We start from the raw sequence: 18248 nt of genomic DNA on the forward strand, positions 1-18248 counted from the left end.
GTTTATTTCATGAGCATTATTTTTAAAAAGCGCCTTCTTATAGCGCTTGTATTGCCTACGGCTGCCTTATATTACGGGCAGACGACAAAGGATTCTTTAGAAAAATCCAAATCTATTGATGAGGTGATGTTGGTAGGTAGAAACCTATCTCAAACAGCCAAAGAAAGAAAAACTCCTGTTGCAGTTTCCACAATTAAGGCAGCGGAAATTCAGGAGAAATTAGGAAACAGAGAGTTTCCTGAAATCATGAAGTCTACTCCATCCGTCTATGTCACCAAAGTTGGTGGCGGATTCGGTGACAGTAGAATCAACATGAGAGGTTTTGACGGTGCCAATATCGCAGTGATCATCAACGGACAACCGGTGAATGATATGCAGGGAGGTACTGTATACTGGTCTAACTGGACTGGTTTGGCTGATATTGCAAGCAATATTCAGATTCAGAGAGGTCTGGGAGCATCTAAATTTGTAGTTCCTTCCGTAGGTGGAACCATCAATATTGTAACCAAAGCTACTGATTCTGAACAAAAAGCAATGATCAAAGCTGAGGCTGGTAACGACAACTATTCCAGATTATCTGCCATGTACTCTTCAGGGTTAAAAAATAAGTGGGGAACCACTGTATTGCTTTCCCGCTGGCAAGGTGACGGATATATCAACGGAACAAAAGGTGAAGGATATTCATGGTTTTTCTCTACAGGATTTAAGCCTAATGAAAAGCATGCCTTCAACTTAATTGCAACCGGAGCGCCACAGGTACACGATACAAGAAGGTCTTCTGCTACCGGAGCCAATGTAGCTACTCTGCGCCAATTGGATACCTATGGAAGAAGATACAATCCGCAAACCGGAATGATGAATGGTTCTCAATTTAATTTAGCGCCTAACTTTTATCACAAGCCAATCGCTTCCTTAAACTGGGACTGGAATATCAATGACAACCTTAAATTATCCACAGTTGTTTACGGCTCATGGGGACGCGGAGGCGGAGGTACCGGGCTGAACGGTTCCATTAAAAATGCTAACGGGCAAACCATGAATTTCATGAATTACGGACCGGGCGGAGATGGTACAATCAACTGGGATATGATTTCCCGCTACAACCAGGGAGGTACGGTAACCGATTATAACGGAAATTCTTTCCAGAAAGGTACCTTTACAGCGCCTGCAGGTGGACCTACCGATTATAACGGACAATATGTATCCACTCTGAACGGAACAAGCGGTATTGTAAGAAAGCAAAGTATTAATGCTCACGACTGGTACGGAGTCATTGCAGACCTTAATTATAAAAAGAATAACTGGACCTTTAACGGAGGAATCGATCTTAAAACGTACAAAGGCGCCCTTTATGATATCGTGACCGATATGTTGGGATCTAATGCCTTATATGTTAAAAATACAGTCAATGCTCCAAACGGTTATTATATTGACCGTACAGTAAAACCTGAACCCCTTACTAAGCTTAATAATGCTCAGAAAGTATCGATCTACAACGAAGGTCTTGTAAAATGGGCCGGCGTATATGGAATGGTTGAATATAGCTCTGAAAAACTAAGTGCATCTGTACAGGGATCGGTTTCTGAACAGTACTACAAGAGAAGAGATTATATGTTGTACACTCCGGGAAATCAGGAAACAAAATGGTATCACAAAACAGGATATATTGTAAAAGGAGGGGCCAATTATAATATTGATGACCACCACAATGTATTTTTTAATGCAGGAGTTATTTCAAGACAGCCCCTGTTCAACGCTTTATTCCCTTCTAACCAGAACATTTATAACGATGCTAAAAACGAAAGAATCTTCTCTTTAGAATTGGGTTATGGTTTCAAATCCCGTTATATCGACGTGAATATTAATGCATACAGAACGCAGTGGGATGACAGATTTATTTCAAGAACGTTCAATGCTACGGCTGCGGATGTGGCCAAGTTCCCCCAGCTTCAGCTTGGAAACGCCTATTTCTATAATGCCCTTAATGTGGGACAAATACACCAGGGTGTTGAATTGGAGGCAAAGGCAAGACCTTTTGCTAACCTTAAAGTAAGAGGGATGCTATCGTTAGGAAACTGGAAATACAAAGGAAATGCAAATTTCAACATTCTTGATGTTCAAAGCAATCAGGAAGTTTCCGGAGCAACGGGTACGATCAATATTAAAGATCTTAAAGTGGGAGATGCTGCGCAGACGACAGCAAGTTTAGGTGTTGATTATAATATTACCAAGGCCTTCAGTATTGATGCTAACTGGGAGTATTATGACAAATTATATGCACAATTCAACCCTATCAACTTCCTTACAGAAGCAGACAGAGAAAAAGGGATTGTAAAATTACCAAGCTACAATCTGTTTGATGTAGGGGCAAGCTATAAATTTGAAATCAGTCAGAAAAAATCTCTGACACTACGAGCAAATGTTTATAATTTATTCAACAAGTATTATATTTCTGAATTAAGTTCAAACATTCATACTACTGATAAAATTGCCAATGGTCCTGATGCAGGAAAAACTTACCAGGAGGCAGGAAGAGTATATCAGGGTATTGCAGACGGTAACACAGGATTCCTTGGTTTTGGAAGAACATGGTCAGTTGCAGCTACTTTTAGATTCTAAACACTATATTTTTAATAATATGATTAAACCCGCCGGTATCGGCGGGTTTAATTTTTCAGTGTATCCAACTATAAATACTAAACAGGAACACCACAGGAGATTACATGATACTTAGGATCAGCATTACAGCTTGGTATTTCCGCTGCTGTTATCGGACGTACATCGATCCTGTAAACACCATTTATTAATATAGGTCTTTTGGAAGCACAAAGATAACAGTCCCCTGCTCCTCCTTGAATAGTTTTTAATTGGTTTTTTGCTAGTTTTTGTGCATTTTTCAGCTTTGAATGTCTTGTGTTCATGATTTTGTTGATTTGATGTTGATCATTAATTTTTGCTGGCTATAATTTCGCGATAATTATTTCACTAATATAGGAATAAATATATAAAAAATTCACCGTTAAATGATATATTATGAAAAATTAATGTATCATTCTGTATATGATTTAAATTCAAAATATATTGCGTAGCAAAAAATATCAATGGATTTTGAAAGTTCCGGCTCGTTAGTAGTATTAATTTTTAGCTTCTAAACAAGAATTATTAGGTGATAAATATGATGGAAACGACTATGTTGCAGGGATTTCTTATTATGAATAACAAATCAAAAAAAATAAGTGATACATTAGACAAAACTAAAAATCAATTATAAGTTTATATTATGATAGATCAGGAAAAAATACATTATGTCTTTAAGTATTTCAGTTACCTAATGTCAGATATTGAAAAATTAACCTTAAAACATTATATATCTAATTATAAAAGCTCTAACAATCCTACTATGAAACGGTTGATGATAGAAAAAGGATGGATCAGCTCTGATCCTATGGTAATAGCTTTATTAGAAAATGGGTATGAAGAATTTCAACTCAATGTAGCCAGACGAATCATGAATGAATCTTCTGAAAAAGTATTTTTCAACAATTGTCCGAAGTGTGACAAACTAGCCCGTACTCCTCATGCTAAACAGTGCAGGTATTGCGGATATAGCTGGCATTACTTAACTGTTGCCAAATTTAAGATCAATAGTACCATCCAAATTACAGAAAGAAATTTTTTCTTAATAGGACAAATTACTGAAGGTGAAATAAAAGAAGGACAACGAATAGATTTGAGAATACTGGGACTAAATAAGAAAATAAAAATCGAATCCATTGAATTTGCTCTTAAACGTCAGAATGAACAATCATGGGAAGATATTGCTCTTGGAACAAATTCATTAACGGAAAAAGATAAACAATATCTGAAAAATATATGCCCTGTTAGAGAACCACTTGACATAATTAAAGAATAAAAATGAAAGTTACATCAAATTATCAGAAAACGAAAAAACCCGCCATGCTTGGTGGGTCTTCTTATAAATTATAAATAATGTCAGTTGGTCTGTTGCATTATTTTCCCTGGATTTTCTTTTTTCGTGCTACGCCTGTCAGCTTTTTAATAAATCCGTCAAGCCCTTTTGATTCATAAAAATCCATACAGGACCAAAAGATATAATTAGCTTTTCCGTCTTCGAGATTTTCAGCAGTTGCTGCTTTGTAATAATTGGAAGTTGTCTTTTCAATATACTGATCCAACTGCTCAAGTTTTTTGTAATCAGCATTTTTAATCTGAAACATATAGGAGGCCGAATAATCATGGCTGTTGAATGAAGGATCAGCCAGTTTATAATTATTGGCAAGACACTTATGTAAGGAATATTTTTTTAAGATCTGTCCCTCACTTTGTGCAGATACAATACTACTTAAAAACAAAGTGGCTGCTGCAGCAATTATTTTAACTCCCATATTCTTATTCTGTTTGTTTGTATTAATGTAAGTTCATTCTTTTTTGAATTCCAGCCGTAATATAATAAACTGAAATAATATTTTTCATTTCCCGGGGTGTCATGATCTGCTCCACCCGGATATATTAAATTAGATTGATCCCACAATGTAAAATGTCCAGTAGCATCTCCCCATCCGGATACATCAAAAACAATAATACCTTTGGTTTTCCTTATATTTTTCCATTGCTCATCTGTAAGTTTTTCTTTTTTAGCTTTCAGACCATTCCATTCTGCAGGTGTTAAGGATTGTCTTTTTTTGTATTCATTAGGCATGGCCAGATTAGCTAATGTATAATCAATTTCAGGTTTCCCTAAATGCGCTGCGATATACGGACTTAGTTCACGAACTCGGAGCCAGTATGATACATCTTTATCACCACTCATAACTCCTCCTTTCGTACCGTATCCTTTATTGCTTTTGGGTAATTTAAATCCGCTTAAATTTAATCCTCTGCTCATCCTTATAGCACAAGAATTGGCCAAATAAGAACTCAATAATTCTTCATCTGTCTTGTATTTTGGAAAGCTTCCTCCTATATCATCATATAATTTCTTTGATTTTATAGAAGTGCCGGGATAATTTTTAATCATGTCAGCCCAGCTAGGCCTTTTAATCTTAATAGGTTTTGTCTGTCGGGTTCCGCTTGTCGCAACAAAACTTCTCTGCTGTTCAAGAAAAACCGGAATTAAATTATTAAAATTCATAATCTTATCTGCTTTAAAAAACCGTTACATTCGCTTTAAGGCACCCCAATACATGCTTTAGAGAAAATAACGCATTGTTAAACATCGTTTAATTATATTTTTAAAATTAGATAAAAAATAAATTGAAAATTACTTTTTACGCAGATATCTTTAAAATTGTAGTAAAACTACGATCACCTTGTTTCCGAATTCTTAACCTGCAACGCCCTTTGATAAAAAGACTGACTCGCAAGTTTATCCTCTGCTTCATCAATAGCCGTCAGCAGATTGTTCCTGTTATCCGCAATATCGCCCAATACCTGTGACATCAGTTCCCAAACCGGTTTCATTTTGTCAATAAGTTCAATGCCTTTTGAAGTGAGCATAAAAAGTCGTTTACGTTCGTCATGTTGATCTTTTTCCCACCGGATCAGTTCCAGTTTTTCCAATTCTTTGAGTAAGGTGATCGTTGAAGGGTGGGTATACCCTATCTCATTGGCAATTTCCACAACGCTTATCAATTCTTTTTTATAAATGGTAAAAAGGACGGGAAACCATTTGAGTTCAAAATCAATTCCAAATGCTTTATAGATCAAAGCGCCATCTTTCCTCAGTTGCTCACTGAGACGGTGCAGCCTCGTAGATATCGCAAGAATTCCTGCTTCGTTGATTACATTCATCTCAGTCTATTTTTACATGGTAAAAAATATCATCAGCACTCATCAATGGAAACAGGTCCGGAAGTTTTTCTTTTTCAATTTTCGAAAATCCGTTCCGCTCATAAAACCTTTGTGCGGCTTTCAGGACATTTATAGTTCCTAAATAAATATCATCAATTCTGTTTTCCTTACAGAAGGAAATTAAAATCTCCAGTAAAATCTGTGCAATATTCAATTCTCTGCCTCTGAATTCCTTCTTCACAAACATTTTCCTTACCGCTCCTGCCTTTTCATCAAATTTTACCAGAGCAATGGAACCTACCAGTTCTCCATCAATAAAAGCACCCCAGAAATTACCTCCTGCTTTCTGGTAGAAATCTTCAATCTCTAATAAATCAGGTTGGTCGTGGATCGTAAGCGGAATATTAAATTCCTTCTGCTGAATCGTCAGAATCAGATCAATCGCCTGTTCTGAGTATTCATTACCAATAGGCTGAATTTTCAGTTTCATAGATTTTTTATTTAAGGTATAAAACTACGTAGTTAAATACATATATACAAATTAATTTTTAATATTTTAATTTAATGTTATTTGAATCGGATATTTATGTAATTTTCATCACAGAAATAACCTGACAACCACCAATGATCATTGAAAATGTAAAACCCTTTGACGGACAGCACTGTGAAACCACAGCAACGGGTACTTTGCTACAACAGATAGGAATTGAACTTTCAGAGCCCATGTTGTTTGGGTTGGGTGAAGGACTCGGCTTCATCTACTGGAATATGAAAACAATGGATTTTCCGTTTATTGGAGGAAGAATAAAGACCGACTTGCTGACCCAAAATATAGCCGGAAATTTACACCTAACCTTAACTGTTAAAGAAACTTCTTCTCCTCAAAAAGCCTGGCTTGCCGTAAAAGAAATCCTCGACCAGGGACAGGCTGTCGGCTTAAAAATGGACTGTTATCACCTTGAATATTTTACAAATCCCTTCCATTTTGCAGGACATTATGCTGCCATCTATGGCTACGATTCACAAAATGCTTTCCTTGTGGATACCAGACAACAAGGCGGAACGGTACAAACCTCTTTAGAAAGTCTTGCGTTGGCCCGTGCTGAAAAGGGACCTATGGCTTCTAAAAATCTGTACTATACCTTACACAAAACGGATGAAAATTTCGATTTAAAAAAAGCAATAACAACTGCAATTAAAAATAACGCCACAGAATACCTGAACCCGCCTATTACAAATATTTCATATAAAGGCATTTTGAAAACAAGTCATGAAATTATCAAATGGTTTAAGACAAGTAAAAATGTTCAGGAAGAGTTCAGACTGTCAGCGATGATGATGGAGAAAGCAGGGACAGGAGGAGCTTTGTTCAGAAATTTATATCGTGATTTCCTTCGAGAAAGCTATGAGCTACTCAAGATTGAACAATTACAAACAGGATATGAAGGATTTTCGGAAATTGCAAATCTGTGGACTTCTGTAGCCAGTTTATTTGAGAAAGCAAGTGAAACGAAAGATATTCAGTACGTTCAAGAGGCATCGGATATTTTGAAAACCCTTTCAGATAAAGAAAAAAAGACAATGGAAATATTAGCAACCATAGCTGATTCTTAGCCTGCTTTCATTATTTTAAAATCAATACTATATCTGAAACTATCATAATTCGCTGTCCTGTAAAAAAGAAACGTGCGCCATTACTGACACACGTTTGTTATTTTGTTCCCGAGCAACAACTATTTCCAGCCTCCTCCAAGAGCCTGATAAAGCTCAACGGCAGCTTTCATTTTGCTGTATCTTGCATTCGAAATATTAAGTTCTGCATTCAGTGAATTCACACTTGCATTGAGCACTTCAAGGTAATTAGCCATTCCGTAATTAACCAATTCCTGAGAATAGTCTACGGACTTTTTATAAGCGCCAAGTTCCTTTTCTTTTAATTCAATAAATGAATCCTGCACCGAAAATACTCTGATGGCATCAGAAACCTCTTTCCCTGCAGTAAGAACTGTTTTCCTGAAATTTAAATAAGCCGTTTCCTGATTGGCAAGACTCACATCATAGTTGGTCTTGATTTGTCTCTTATTTAAAATCGGTTGGGCCAATCCGGCTACAACATTGGCAAATAATGAATTCACACTGAAAAGGTGATCAATATCCACAGATTGTACCCCTCCGGTTCCCGTCAGCTTTAAAGTAGGATAAAACTGAGCTTTCGCCGCGTTAGTCAGTTCAAAAGCATTCATCAGGTTAAATTCTGCTCTCATGACATCAGGACGGTTGGCCAGTAATTGAGCAGGATATCCTAATTTTAAATCAATCGGAATATTCTGACCTTCTAAGGTAGATCTTGCAATAGTCTGAGACGGCACGCCCATTAAAAGGCTCATCGTATTTTCAAGCAACTGAATCTGTGTATCAATGTCGATCAGTAATGATTTTGCATTGAACACAAGTGCTTCACTTTGTTGTACGGCTACTTCCGTCACTGTTCCCGAGACTTTTAACGCTTTAGTGGTTTCTAAGTTTTTTTCACGAACGGCAATTGTTTCTGAAATAATTCTTTTCTGCGCATCGAAAGTCAGTAACTGATAATACGCAGAAGCAATGGAAGAAACCAGACTGCTTTTAACCGCTTTGTGCGCAGCAACAGTTCCTAAATATGTTGCGAGCTGGGCTTTTTCCTGTGCCCTTAGCTTACCCCAGATATCCGCTTCCCAACCCAGACTGGCTGTAATGTCAAACTGGTTTACGTACCGTCTTTCCCCAATGATCTGCCCAAACTGGGTATTGATAGACTGGGTCTGGAAAGTATAGTTGGGGCCAATAGAAAGTGTCGGCTGATACGCTGCCTTACTCTGTTTCAGATATGCTTCCGCAGAATTAATACTCTCCAGGGCAATCCTGATATCCAGGTTATTCTCCAAAGCTTTGGAGATATGTCCCTGAAGGATCGGATCTGTGAAAATTTCTTTCCACGAGATATTGGCAATACTTGTACTGTCTGAAGGAAGATTATCAGTACGGTAAAGCTTTTCGTCAACAACATTCTTTGGTCTTTCATATTCTTTTCTGGCCATACAGGATGAGATGGCTCCCAATATGAAGACGGAGAAAGTTATTCCTTTTATGATGTTTAATAAACTCTTCATTAGTTAAAATTGAAAGTTAGCATCCGGAAACTAGAAGTCAGTTTTCAGATCTGACTTCTAAGATCTGGATCATTAATTTTTATTCTGCTAAATTGATCTCTTCTTTTTTGATAGGCTTGATTTTTTCCTGCAATGTTTCAAAAATCACGTACAGTACCGGGATTACAAATAATCCTAAAACAGTCCCTATCAATAGTCCGATTGCTGCACCTGTTGCAATAGATCTGTTACCCACAGCACCAATTCCGCTAGCCAGTACCAACGGCAACAGACCAAAGATAAAGGCGAATGATGTCATCAGAATCGGTCTCACCCTGGCTTTAGCTGCATTGATGGCAGACATCACAATGGTCTCCCCATGGTGTCTTCGCTGAACAGCAAATTCGACGATAAGGATTGCATTTTTAGCGAGTAGCCCAACAAGCATGATCAGGGCAATCTGAAAGTAGATATTATTTTCCAGACCCATCAATTTCTGGCCTAAGTAAGCACCCATTACCCCTAAAGGAAGTGAGATTACGACAACCAGCGGAAGGATATAACTTTCATATTGCGCTGAAAGAATAAAGTATACAAAAATTAAACTCAATGCAAAGATCAGAAGGGTCTGGGATCCCGAATTCAATTCTTCTCTGGTCAACCCTGTAAATTCTACTGCATAGTTTTGATTCAGTGTTTCACTTGCCACCTGCTGTACAGCAGCAATAGCATCCCCGGAACTGTATCCTTCAGAGTTTGCTCCCGTTACTTTCACGGATGTAAACAAGTTATAACGGCTTACAGATTGTGGTCCGTATGCTTTTGTTAAGGTTACAAATTGTGAGATCGGAGACATTACACCTGACCCTGTTCTTACATAGAGTTCGTTTAGGTTTTCAATATTCTTTCTGTTTTCAGGAAGCGCCTGAACCATCACCCTGAACTGTTTACCATACTTGGTAAAGTCGGCTGTGTAAATACCTCCAATATACCCCTGCATAGTCGACAGAATGTCATTGACAGAAACCCCAAGCTGCTTGCTCAGAGGAACATTAATCTCCATCTGGTACTGAGGATATCTGGTATTAAATGATGTTTGAGCAAACTGAATTTCAGGTCTCTGCATCAGCTTACCGATGAATTCATTGGTTTTATTATCCAAATCAACATATTCTCCACCTGCCTTGTCCAGCAATACCATTTCAAAACCTGCACTACTACCAAAACCAGGTACACTTGGCGGCTGGAAGAATACTACTTTAGCATCAGGAACAGATCCTACGATTCCGAATAATTTTTTGGTGATATCTTCAGAAGTCTGGCCCTCTTTTTTTCTTTCTTCAAATGGTTTCAGTTTAACAAAGGCAAGACCGTTGTTGCTTCCGTTTCCGGATAAAAACCCTCTACCTGTAGAAATCGTTACATTCTGAACTCCAGGAACTTTTAATGCCTTAGCCTGAAGCGTTTTCAAGGCGTTATACGTTCTTTCCATAGAAGCTCCCGGAGGAAGCTGTACATCGGTAAAGATAATTCCCCTGTCTTCTGTAGGTACAAACCCTTTCTTCATACTGCTGCTTGCCCAGAATAAAATACCTCCGGTAACCGCAAAAATGATAAGAGTTACCCATTTATGTCTTAGCAGGAATACAAATCCTCTTCCGTAACGCTCGGTTGTCGTTTTAAAAGCTATATTAAACTTATAGAAAAACTTCTGCATCAGGTTTAGGTTTTTATACTCTGCATGATGCTCTGCGTGAGGTTTCAGGAATAGTGAACATAACACAGGACTCAATGTCAATGCGTTAATTGCAGAAATGATGATCGCAATGATCAGCGTAATTCCGAACTGCTGATAAAATACTCCTGTAGGTCCTGTAATAAAGGTCACCGGGATAAATACCGCCGCCATTACAAGGGTAATAGAGATAATGGCTCCTGTAATCTCATCCATTGCTTCAACGGTTGCCTTTTTAGCATCAGCAATACCGTGCTCCATCTTCGCATGAACAGCCTCGACGACCACAATCGCGTCATCTACCACAATACCGATCGCCAGTACCAATGCAAACAATGTTAAAAGGTTTAAGGAATATCCGAATAAATTCAGGAAGAAGAAAGCTCCCACAATCGATACCGGAACTGCAATGGCCGGGATCAGCGTAGATCTGAAGTCCTGAAGGAAAATATATACTACAATAAATACCAGTATAAATGCTTCAATAAGGGTATGTACTACCTTTTCAATAGAAGCTTCAAGGAATTCGTTGGTATCAAAGTTAAATGTATATTTTACTCCCTGAGGGAAAGTGCTTTCCGCAGATTTAAGATATGCTTTAATATTTTTAATGATCTCCTGTGCATTGGAACCCGGTGTCTGGAAAATTCCCATACTGATGGAAGGATTGTTTCCGTTCTCCCCGATCCCTGTGTAAGACTGGCCTGCCAGTTCTACTTTAGCAACGTCTTTCAACATCAGGTTCTGACCGTTTGCAAGAGATTTAATGATGATATTGTCGTATTGCTCCTTATCATTGAATTTACCTACATACTTGATGATATATTCAAAAGAACTTCCGCTGTTTTGACCGATAGAACCGGCAGCAGCCTCTCTACTCTGCTCGTTGATTGCATTGGTAACATCTGTAGGAGTTACGCTGTAGGCAGCCATTTTTGCCGGATCCAGCCAAATTCTCATGGAGTAGTATTTACCTCCGAAAACGTTGGCATCCCCTACGCCATTTACCCTTTTAAGGTTTGGAATAATGTTGATATTCAAAAAGTTCTGAAGGTATACATCGTCAAGATCTTTATTTTCAGAATAGAAAGACATATACATCAGGGCACTGGTCTGCTGCTTCTGTGTAACAACCCCTGAACGCGTTACTTCAGACGGCAAAAGAGGTGTTGCTCTGGCGACACGGTTTTGTACGTTTACCGCAGCAATATCCGGATCAATTCCTTGTTTGAAGAAAACCTGGATTTGTGCGGAACCGTCGTTTCCTGCAGAAGAAGTGATATAATCCATTCCTTCCACCCCGTTGATCTGCTCTTCCAAAGGTACGACTACACTTTTCATTACCGTTTCTGCATTGGCTCCCGTGTAGTTTGCAGAAACACTTACTGTGGGTGGTGCAATATCCGGATACTGTGTAACCGGTAACGAGATCAGTCCTAGCACCCCAAGAATCACAATTAAAATTGAGATTACGGTAGATAAAACCGGTCTGTTAATAAAGTTTTTTATCATTAGAATTTCGGTTTTATTGATTGAACAAGACTATCCATTTTGATGGGTTTCGGTTTTACTGCTGTTCCGGGTTTCAAACCTCCGATACCTGCGGCAATAACGGTTTCACCTTTATTAACTCCCGATTTGATAAGAGCCATATTGTCGATTCTGTCGATAACGTTAATGACAACGTTTCTTGCTGTGTCTCCTTTATCGATCTTGTATACGTAAACAATACCTTGCTGTTCGTAAGTAGCACTTTCAGGAACAACCAATACATTGTCATATCGTTGCGGGAATCTGATGGTTCCACTGTTACCGTTGCTTAGAAGTTTCTGGGCATTAGAAAAGCCTACTCTGAACTGAATGGTCCCTGTTGTAGGATCGATCTGACCTGTAATAGCCTCAATTCTTCCTTTTTCAGGATATAAACTTCCGTTTGCCAGTTGAAGTTCAACCATTGGAAGATTCTTGATTTTTTCAGGCATAGAGGCCCCGGGAGCTTTTTCAAGGAAATTAAAGTATTCTTTTTCATTCATCGCGAAGTAAGCGTAGATCTGAGAAGTATCGGAGATGGTGGTAAGAGGGGTCTGATCAGAAGGCCCCACCAAACTTCCTACTTTTAACGGAAGTCTTCCTACTACCCCTGAAATAGGCGCACGGATGATAGAATATTCAATATTAGCTTCTACTCCTTTATAATTGGCTTCAGCCTGTCTTTTGGCAGCGTGGGCCTGTTGTAGCTGAGCCTGAGCCTGAGCCAGATTGGCCTGCGCTGTCTGTAACTGTACGTTGCTGATAATATTTTTCTGAACCAGCGGCTTAAGCTTGTTGACCTCAAGCTGGGCGGCATTTACAGAAGCCTGTGCAGCAGCAATAGTGGATTCTGCGGCTCCGATCCCTGCCTTGGATGCTGCCGCATTCTCGTTAAGAATATTGGTTTCCAAACGGAATAAAGGCTGTCCTTTGGTTACATATTGTCCTTCATCTACTAATAACTGGGTGATATATCCCTGTATTTTTGCACGTACATCATTGTTTACCCTACCCTGAATGGTAGCCGGAAACGTCTGATAACCCACTATATTTTTTGACTCCACGGAAACAACAGGAAATGGCTTGGCACCATCTTGTTTGGGAGCTTCTTTTTTGCAGGCAGTTAGAGAAAACGCTGCAATAGAAAGTATAACTAGCTTATTATTCATTTTATAGTTTATTAAGAGATTCCTGAATATTTTGTATGTTTTTATTTAAGAGTGCTTTGTAATTATCTATTCTTTCATTGTATCCATCGTCGTTATTTTTTTTAAAATTGTTTAAATCATCTAATAGTTTTAACTCGTCCTTCATCTTCTGGACAATTTTTTCAAATCGGATCTTCTTGTATTCGTCATTGATAAAAAAATAGCGCTTCCGTTCATCCATCTTGTTGTGATCCACAATAAGCTGGGCCTTTAACAGTAACGAAATGCTTGTAGAAACAGAACTTTTGCTCGCGGCGAGCACTTCAACAAATTCGTCAAAAGTAATTCCTACTTTCTCATAGTCAAAAAGAAGGTAGGAATAGATCTTTGAAGCTAAAGGAGGTAGGCTAAACACCGTGCCATAGAATTTTACAGCATCCTGAAAAATTTTATCATCAACTTCTATACTTTGGTGCATAATATAAAAATTTTGAACAAAAGTAAAAATTAGTTCAGAACTAAACGAACAAACATGATAGAGTTTATAAATACACGCTGTTCTAAAAATTCAATGGAAATCAATTTAACTTTCTGCTTAAATTATAATCTTTTCAAAAGCTTTCCTCATTCCGTCCCTCAAAAGGACTTCTCCACAATAGGAATATCCTTTTCCTTCAAGAATTTTCAGCATGGCAATATTGTCGTGATTGGTATCTACTTTTACACTTTGAATTCCGTGAGATTTTGTAAAATCTTCAATATGATCAAATAATTTTTTTACCATTCCCTGTCCTGCAAATTTTCCCTCTACTGCAACTCTGTGAACCACAACGAACTCCCCATTACTTAACCATGCTCCTTCTATCTTACTATAGGCAGGTTCATCGTTTAAAATTAAAGCAGCATATACGCCAATTTCTCCATCTACAGTACATAGCCAAATCCTTTGGCAATATCACTTTCTACAGTCCCAAGGTTCGGATATCCGTTCTGCCATTGCGTGCTCCCATCCTGTTTTCTTCTTTCGATAGACTGCTGAAGAATTCCCCAAATAATATCTCTGTCCTCAATTTCCGCTTTTCTTAGTTTAATTTCTGAATTCATTGTTTATTGGATTTTAGATTAAAAAAAACTCAAAGGTTAAAGCAAAAATTATTAATATAAACTTAAACTTTTCCATTGAGAATTTATTAAATCATATAATTATTTAATCTATAATAGTTTAACGATTATTTTTATCAATTAAAAAACCGAAAATTAATTAAAATTAATTTTCGGTTCGAAGTAGTAAAATTTAAAATTATGAAATTGTTTTATTAATTTTCATTTTGTTGAAGATAGGCATCGATAATCTCAAATGCTTTCTTTTCATCATCAAGATCTACCATGAGCTTCAGCGAAGTGGCCGTTGGCGTCGTGGTGAATGTAAGATAACTATTTTCAACTGAGTTTGTAATTTGTGCATCATCCAATTTAGATTTAACCAACTGAATCTCTGAAGGTTTATCACTTTCAAAAACTGATACTCTCGTGCTTCTTTCCATATCCTATATTGTTTGAGTATCTAAATATACAATGTTTTTTGGATAATTACAAATGTTTGGTTTTAAATTTTATTAATGTTATTTTCAATTTTATCCAATGCCAACTGGATTTCCTCTTTGGTTACATTCAGATGTGGTCTGAAGCGTAAAGACTGATCACCACAAGGTAAAATGATTAATCCATCATTGAATAATTCATTCATCAAATGATTTCTTTGTGCAGCGGATGGTAAATCTACAGCACACATCAATCCTCTTCCTCTGGCATTAGAAATTTTTTCAGGATATTTTTCAGCAAGAGCTTTCAGGCTTTCCAAAAGAAAGTCACCTACTACCCGGGCATTCTCCACAAGGTTTTCTTTTTCAATCACTTCCATTACCAGCTGGAAACGAAGCATATCGATAAAGTTTCCTCCGAATGTAGAATTGATCCTTGAGCTTTCTCTGAAAACATTATTGGGAATCTGGTCAAATTTTTCTTTGTTAGCCAATACACCACAAACCTGTGCTTTTTTACCGAAGGAAATGATGTCCGGTTTTGCAGTAAAGTGCTGGAATGCCCACATCTTTCCTGTGATACCGATACCGGTCTGAACTTCGTCGAAAATAAGTAAGATTTCGTTGTCATCACAGATCCTTCTTAATCCCAATAGGAATTCGTCTCTGAAATGGTTGTCTCCTCCTTCTGCCTGGATAGGTTCAATGATGATACAAGCCACTTTATCAGGGTTCATCAGAATAGCTTCTTCAATCTGTACCAGGGCCAGGTTTTCATTTTTGATCGTTTCTTCCAGATTATCTTCCGTAATAGGGAATTTCAATTTGGGATTTAAGATTCTTGGCCAGTTGAACATAGGAAAATATTGGTACTTTCTTGGGTCAGAAGTATTGGTTAAGCTTAATGTATAGCCACTTCTTCCATGGAAAGCCTGTTTGAAATGAATACAGATTCCAGCTTCCGTCTGAAGTCCTTTTTCAAAATTTTTGCGGGTCTTCCAGTCGAAGCATGCTTTCATAGCATTCTCCACTCCCAGAGTTCCGCCTTCGATAAAGAAAGCATATTGTAATTCTTCAGGAATAACCACTCTTTCGAATACTTCCAAAAAGTGCGCATATTCTTCTGAGTATACGTCAGCTAAGGTCGGTTTATTGACTGCCATTTTTCCCAACCATTCTGATCTTTCTACAAGATAAGGGTGATTGTATCCAACGGAAGCTGAAGCAAACATGGAGAACATATCCAGATATTCTCTGTCTGTCTGTTTGTCGTAAAGCCATGATCCGTGTGATTTTTCAATATCCATCACAAAATCGAAGCCGTCAGCCAGCACGTGTCTTCCTACTGTTTCTTTTACTTTATTTGCTTTTATATCTAATGTCTGTTCCATAATAAATTGATGTGTGATTTAATAAGTGAATGATGAAATGATCCTGATGAATCGCTTCATCATTCGGTTATTAATTTTTGTTTTTTGTTTTTAAAGTGCTTTAAGTAAAGCTTTTATAAGTCAAATTTAATACCTTGTGCCAAAGGAAGTTGGGCTGTATAATTTATAGTATTAGTTTGTCTTCTCATGTAATACTTCCATGCATCGGATCCGGATTCTCTTCCGCCTCCGGTTTCTTTTTCACCACCGAAAGCACCACCGATCTCTGCACCCGAAGTACCGATATTTACGTTGGCAATCCCACAATCTGAACCTGCATGAGAAAGGAATAATTCTGCTTCTCTAAGGTTTTGGGTCATAATTGCTGAAGATAATCCTTGAGGCACATCGTTCTGAATCGCAATAGCCTCTTCCAGTGTTTTGTATTTAATCAAATATAAGATCGGCGCAAAAGTTTCGTGTTGTACGATTTCATAAGAGTTTTTCACTTCCGCTACACATGGTTTCACATAGCAGCCGGACTCGTAATCTTTTCCGCTTAAAACACCTCCTTCAACAACGAATTTTCCACCTTCTTTTTTACATTTTTTGATCGCTTCTTCGTATTGATTCACAGCGTCAGTATCGATCAATGGTCCTACATGGTTCTTTTCATCCAGTGGATTTCCGATTTTCAGCTGACCGTATGCTTTTGCTAATCTGGTTTTCACTTCATTGTACACACTTTCATGGATGATCAGCCTTCTTGTAGATGTACATCTCTGCCCGGCAGTTCCTACCGCTCCGAAAACAGCTCCGATGATCGACATATCGATGTCAGCTTCTTTGGTAATGATAATCGCGTTATTTCCTCCTAATTCAAGGATTGATTTTCCGAATCTTTCTGCCACTTTAGAAGATACCATTCTTCCTACTCTGGTAGAACCTGTGAAGGATACTAATGCCACTCTCTTATCATCAACCAGTTTTTGTCCGATTTCGTGATCTGCTACCAATACGCTTGAAATTCCTTCCGAAAGATTGTTTTCTTTTAAAACTTCATTCATAATATTCTGACATGCAATGGCACAAAGCGGAGTTTTTTCTGATGGTTTCCAGATGGTAACGTTACCACAGATCCATGCTAATGCTGTATTCCAGGACCATACGGCAACCGGGAAGTTGAAAGCGGTAATGATTCCTACGACCCCAAGCGGATGGTATTGCTCATACATTCTGTGACCAGGTCTTTCGGAATGCATCGTGTATCCCTGAAGCTGTCTGGAAAGTCCTACTGCAAAGTCACAGATATCGATCATTTCCTGTACTTCTCCTAGTCCTTCCTGCAATGATTTACCCATTTCGTATGAAACAAGTTTACCCAGATCATCTTTATATTCTCTTAATTTTAGACCCAGTTGTCTTACGATCTCTCCTCTTTTGGGAGCCGGGATCAACCTGAATTCCTGAAATGCCTTTTGGGCCGTTTCAATTACTTTGTCATAATCACTTTCTCCGGAAGTCTTTACTTTAGCAATCAATTTCCCATCTACGGGAGAAATGCTTTCAATAGTCTTTCCAGAAGCGAAATATTTTCCGCCTGTGGAAGTCCCTTTGTTTTCAGCTTTAATCCCTAGGTTCTTGAGTGATGTTTCGATTCCGAAATCCTTTACTTTTTTTGACATAAAATCTTACTTTTCGTTCTCTCTAAAGATAAAAATATTATGCGAACCTCAAAACTTTAATTTTTTAAGTCGTTTTTTATTTGGACTAATTATAAACATGCTTATCTTTGTAGGGTAATCTTTTTGATATTCACCAATGGAAAATTCACAAGAAAATAACTCAAAGCTTAAAAAATGGTTCAAGCGTGTAGGATGGGCAGGATTGGCTTTCTTTACCATTAAAGGTTTGGTTTGGCTCGTAATATTCTACTTTGGAGCAGACACGCTTCAAAGTTGTATCAAATAAAAAAGCAGAGAAAT

General features: G+C 37.9%; 16 protein-coding genes and 1 pseudogene. 4 read left to right on the forward strand and 13 right to left on the reverse strand.

What is annotated here, in order from left to right; all coding sequences use genetic code 11:
• Positions 1 to 9: 9 nt before the first annotated feature.
• Positions 10 to 2619, forward strand: coding sequence for a TonB-dependent receptor (locus M030_RS0120480; protein WP_027375106.1), 2610 nt, complete (start codon positions 10 to 12; stop codon positions 2617 to 2619).
• A gap of 77 nt (positions 2620 to 2696) precedes the next feature.
• Here M030_RS0120480 and M030_RS0120485 read toward each other — a convergent pair whose 3' ends face one another.
• On the reverse strand, positions 2697 to 2921 hold the full coding sequence (locus tag M030_RS0120485) for a hypothetical protein (RefSeq protein WP_027375107.1): 225 nt from the start codon (positions 2919 to 2921) through the stop codon (positions 2697 to 2699).
• Positions 2922 to 3280: 359 nt separating this feature from the next.
• Between M030_RS0120485 and M030_RS25815 the strand changes: the two genes are divergently transcribed.
• Positions 3281 to 3913: a hypothetical protein gene (locus tag M030_RS25815; protein WP_051585198.1), complete on the forward strand. Its 633-nt coding sequence runs from the start codon at positions 3281 to 3283 to the stop codon at positions 3911 to 3913.
• A 97-nt stretch (positions 3914 to 4010) separates the two neighbouring features.
• Here M030_RS25815 and M030_RS0120495 read toward each other — a convergent pair whose 3' ends face one another.
• The 4 genes from M030_RS0120495 to M030_RS0120510 form a co-directional block, all read right to left on the reverse strand.
• Positions 4011 to 4406, reverse strand: a complete 396-nt coding sequence (locus M030_RS0120495) for a hypothetical protein (protein ID WP_027375108.1) — start codon at positions 4404 to 4406, stop codon at positions 4011 to 4013.
• A complete protein-coding gene (locus tag M030_RS24655; RefSeq protein ID WP_051585199.1) occupies positions 4391 to 5152 on the reverse strand; it encodes a T6SS effector amidase Tae4 family protein in 762 nt (253 codons plus the stop codon). The genes M030_RS0120495 and M030_RS24655 overlap by 16 nt, the downstream gene beginning before the upstream one ends.
• 173 nt (positions 5153 to 5325) lie before the next feature.
• Positions 5326 to 5811: a MarR family winged helix-turn-helix transcriptional regulator gene (locus M030_RS0120505; protein WP_027375109.1), complete on the reverse strand. Its 486-nt coding sequence runs from the start codon at positions 5809 to 5811 to the stop codon at positions 5326 to 5328.
• 1 nt (position 5812) lies between these two features.
• Positions 5813 to 6301: a GNAT family N-acetyltransferase gene (locus tag M030_RS0120510; RefSeq protein WP_027375110.1), complete on the reverse strand. Its 489-nt coding sequence runs from the start codon at positions 6299 to 6301 to the stop codon at positions 5813 to 5815.
• Between the two features lie 134 nt (positions 6302 to 6435).
• Here M030_RS0120510 and M030_RS0120515 point away from each other — a divergent pair, with 134 nt between their 5' ends.
• Positions 6436 to 7425, forward strand: coding sequence for a BtrH N-terminal domain-containing protein (locus M030_RS0120515; RefSeq protein ID WP_027375111.1), 990 nt, complete (start codon positions 6436 to 6438; stop codon positions 7423 to 7425).
• Positions 7426 to 7544: 119 nt separating this feature from the next.
• Here M030_RS0120515 and M030_RS0120520 read toward each other — a convergent pair whose 3' ends face one another.
• From M030_RS0120520 to M030_RS0120555, 8 genes and pseudogenes are all read right to left on the reverse strand, one after another.
• Complete coding sequence (locus tag M030_RS0120520; RefSeq protein ID WP_051585200.1) at positions 7545 to 8960, reverse strand: efflux transporter outer membrane subunit; 1416 nt, start codon at positions 8958 to 8960, stop codon at positions 7545 to 7547.
• Positions 8961 to 9039: 79 nt separating this feature from the next.
• Positions 9040 to 12186 carry an efflux RND transporter permease subunit gene (locus M030_RS0120525; protein ID WP_027375113.1) on the reverse strand — a complete coding sequence of 1049 codons (3147 nt, stop codon included), beginning with the start codon at positions 12184 to 12186 and terminating at the stop codon, positions 9040 to 9042.
• Positions 12186 to 13373 (reverse strand): efflux RND transporter periplasmic adaptor subunit, encoded by a 1188-nt coding sequence (locus M030_RS0120530; protein WP_027375114.1) that lies wholly within the window; start codon positions 13371 to 13373, stop codon positions 12186 to 12188. The genes M030_RS0120525 and M030_RS0120530 overlap by 1 nt, the downstream gene beginning before the upstream one ends.
• A 1-nt stretch (position 13374) precedes the next feature.
• Positions 13375 to 13830 (reverse strand): transcriptional regulator, encoded by a 456-nt coding sequence (locus M030_RS0120535; RefSeq protein ID WP_027375115.1) that lies wholly within the window; start codon positions 13828 to 13830, stop codon positions 13375 to 13377.
• A 117-nt stretch (positions 13831 to 13947) separates the two neighbouring features.
• Positions 13948 to 14456: pseudogene (locus tag M030_RS24660) on the reverse strand (GNAT family N-acetyltransferase).
• A gap of 212 nt (positions 14457 to 14668) precedes the next feature.
• On the reverse strand, positions 14669 to 14896 hold the full coding sequence (locus M030_RS0120545) for a DUF2007 domain-containing protein (protein WP_027375116.1): 228 nt from the start codon (positions 14894 to 14896) through the stop codon (positions 14669 to 14671).
• A gap of 62 nt (positions 14897 to 14958) precedes the next feature.
• Positions 14959 to 16284, reverse strand: a complete 1326-nt coding sequence (lat, locus tag M030_RS0120550; RefSeq protein ID WP_027375117.1) for an L-lysine 6-transaminase — start codon at positions 16282 to 16284, stop codon at positions 14959 to 14961.
• A gap of 113 nt (positions 16285 to 16397) precedes the next feature.
• The gene (locus M030_RS0120555) at positions 16398 to 17948 is read right to left on the reverse strand and encodes an aldehyde dehydrogenase family protein (RefSeq protein ID WP_027375118.1); all 1551 of its coding nucleotides are present in this window, start codon (positions 17946 to 17948) and stop codon (positions 16398 to 16400) included.
• Positions 17949 to 18084: 136 nt separating this feature from the next.
• Here M030_RS0120555 and M030_RS25820 point away from each other — a divergent pair, with 136 nt between their 5' ends.
• On the forward strand, positions 18085 to 18234 hold the full coding sequence (locus tag M030_RS25820) for a histidine kinase (RefSeq protein ID WP_027375119.1): 150 nt from the start codon (positions 18085 to 18087) through the stop codon (positions 18232 to 18234).
• Positions 18235 to 18248: the final 14 nt, after the last annotated feature.

It is taken from the genome of Chryseobacterium sp. UNC8MFCol (genome assembly GCF_000482305.1).
Lineage (GTDB): Bacteria > Bacteroidota > Bacteroidia > Flavobacteriales > Weeksellaceae > Chryseobacterium > Chryseobacterium indologenes.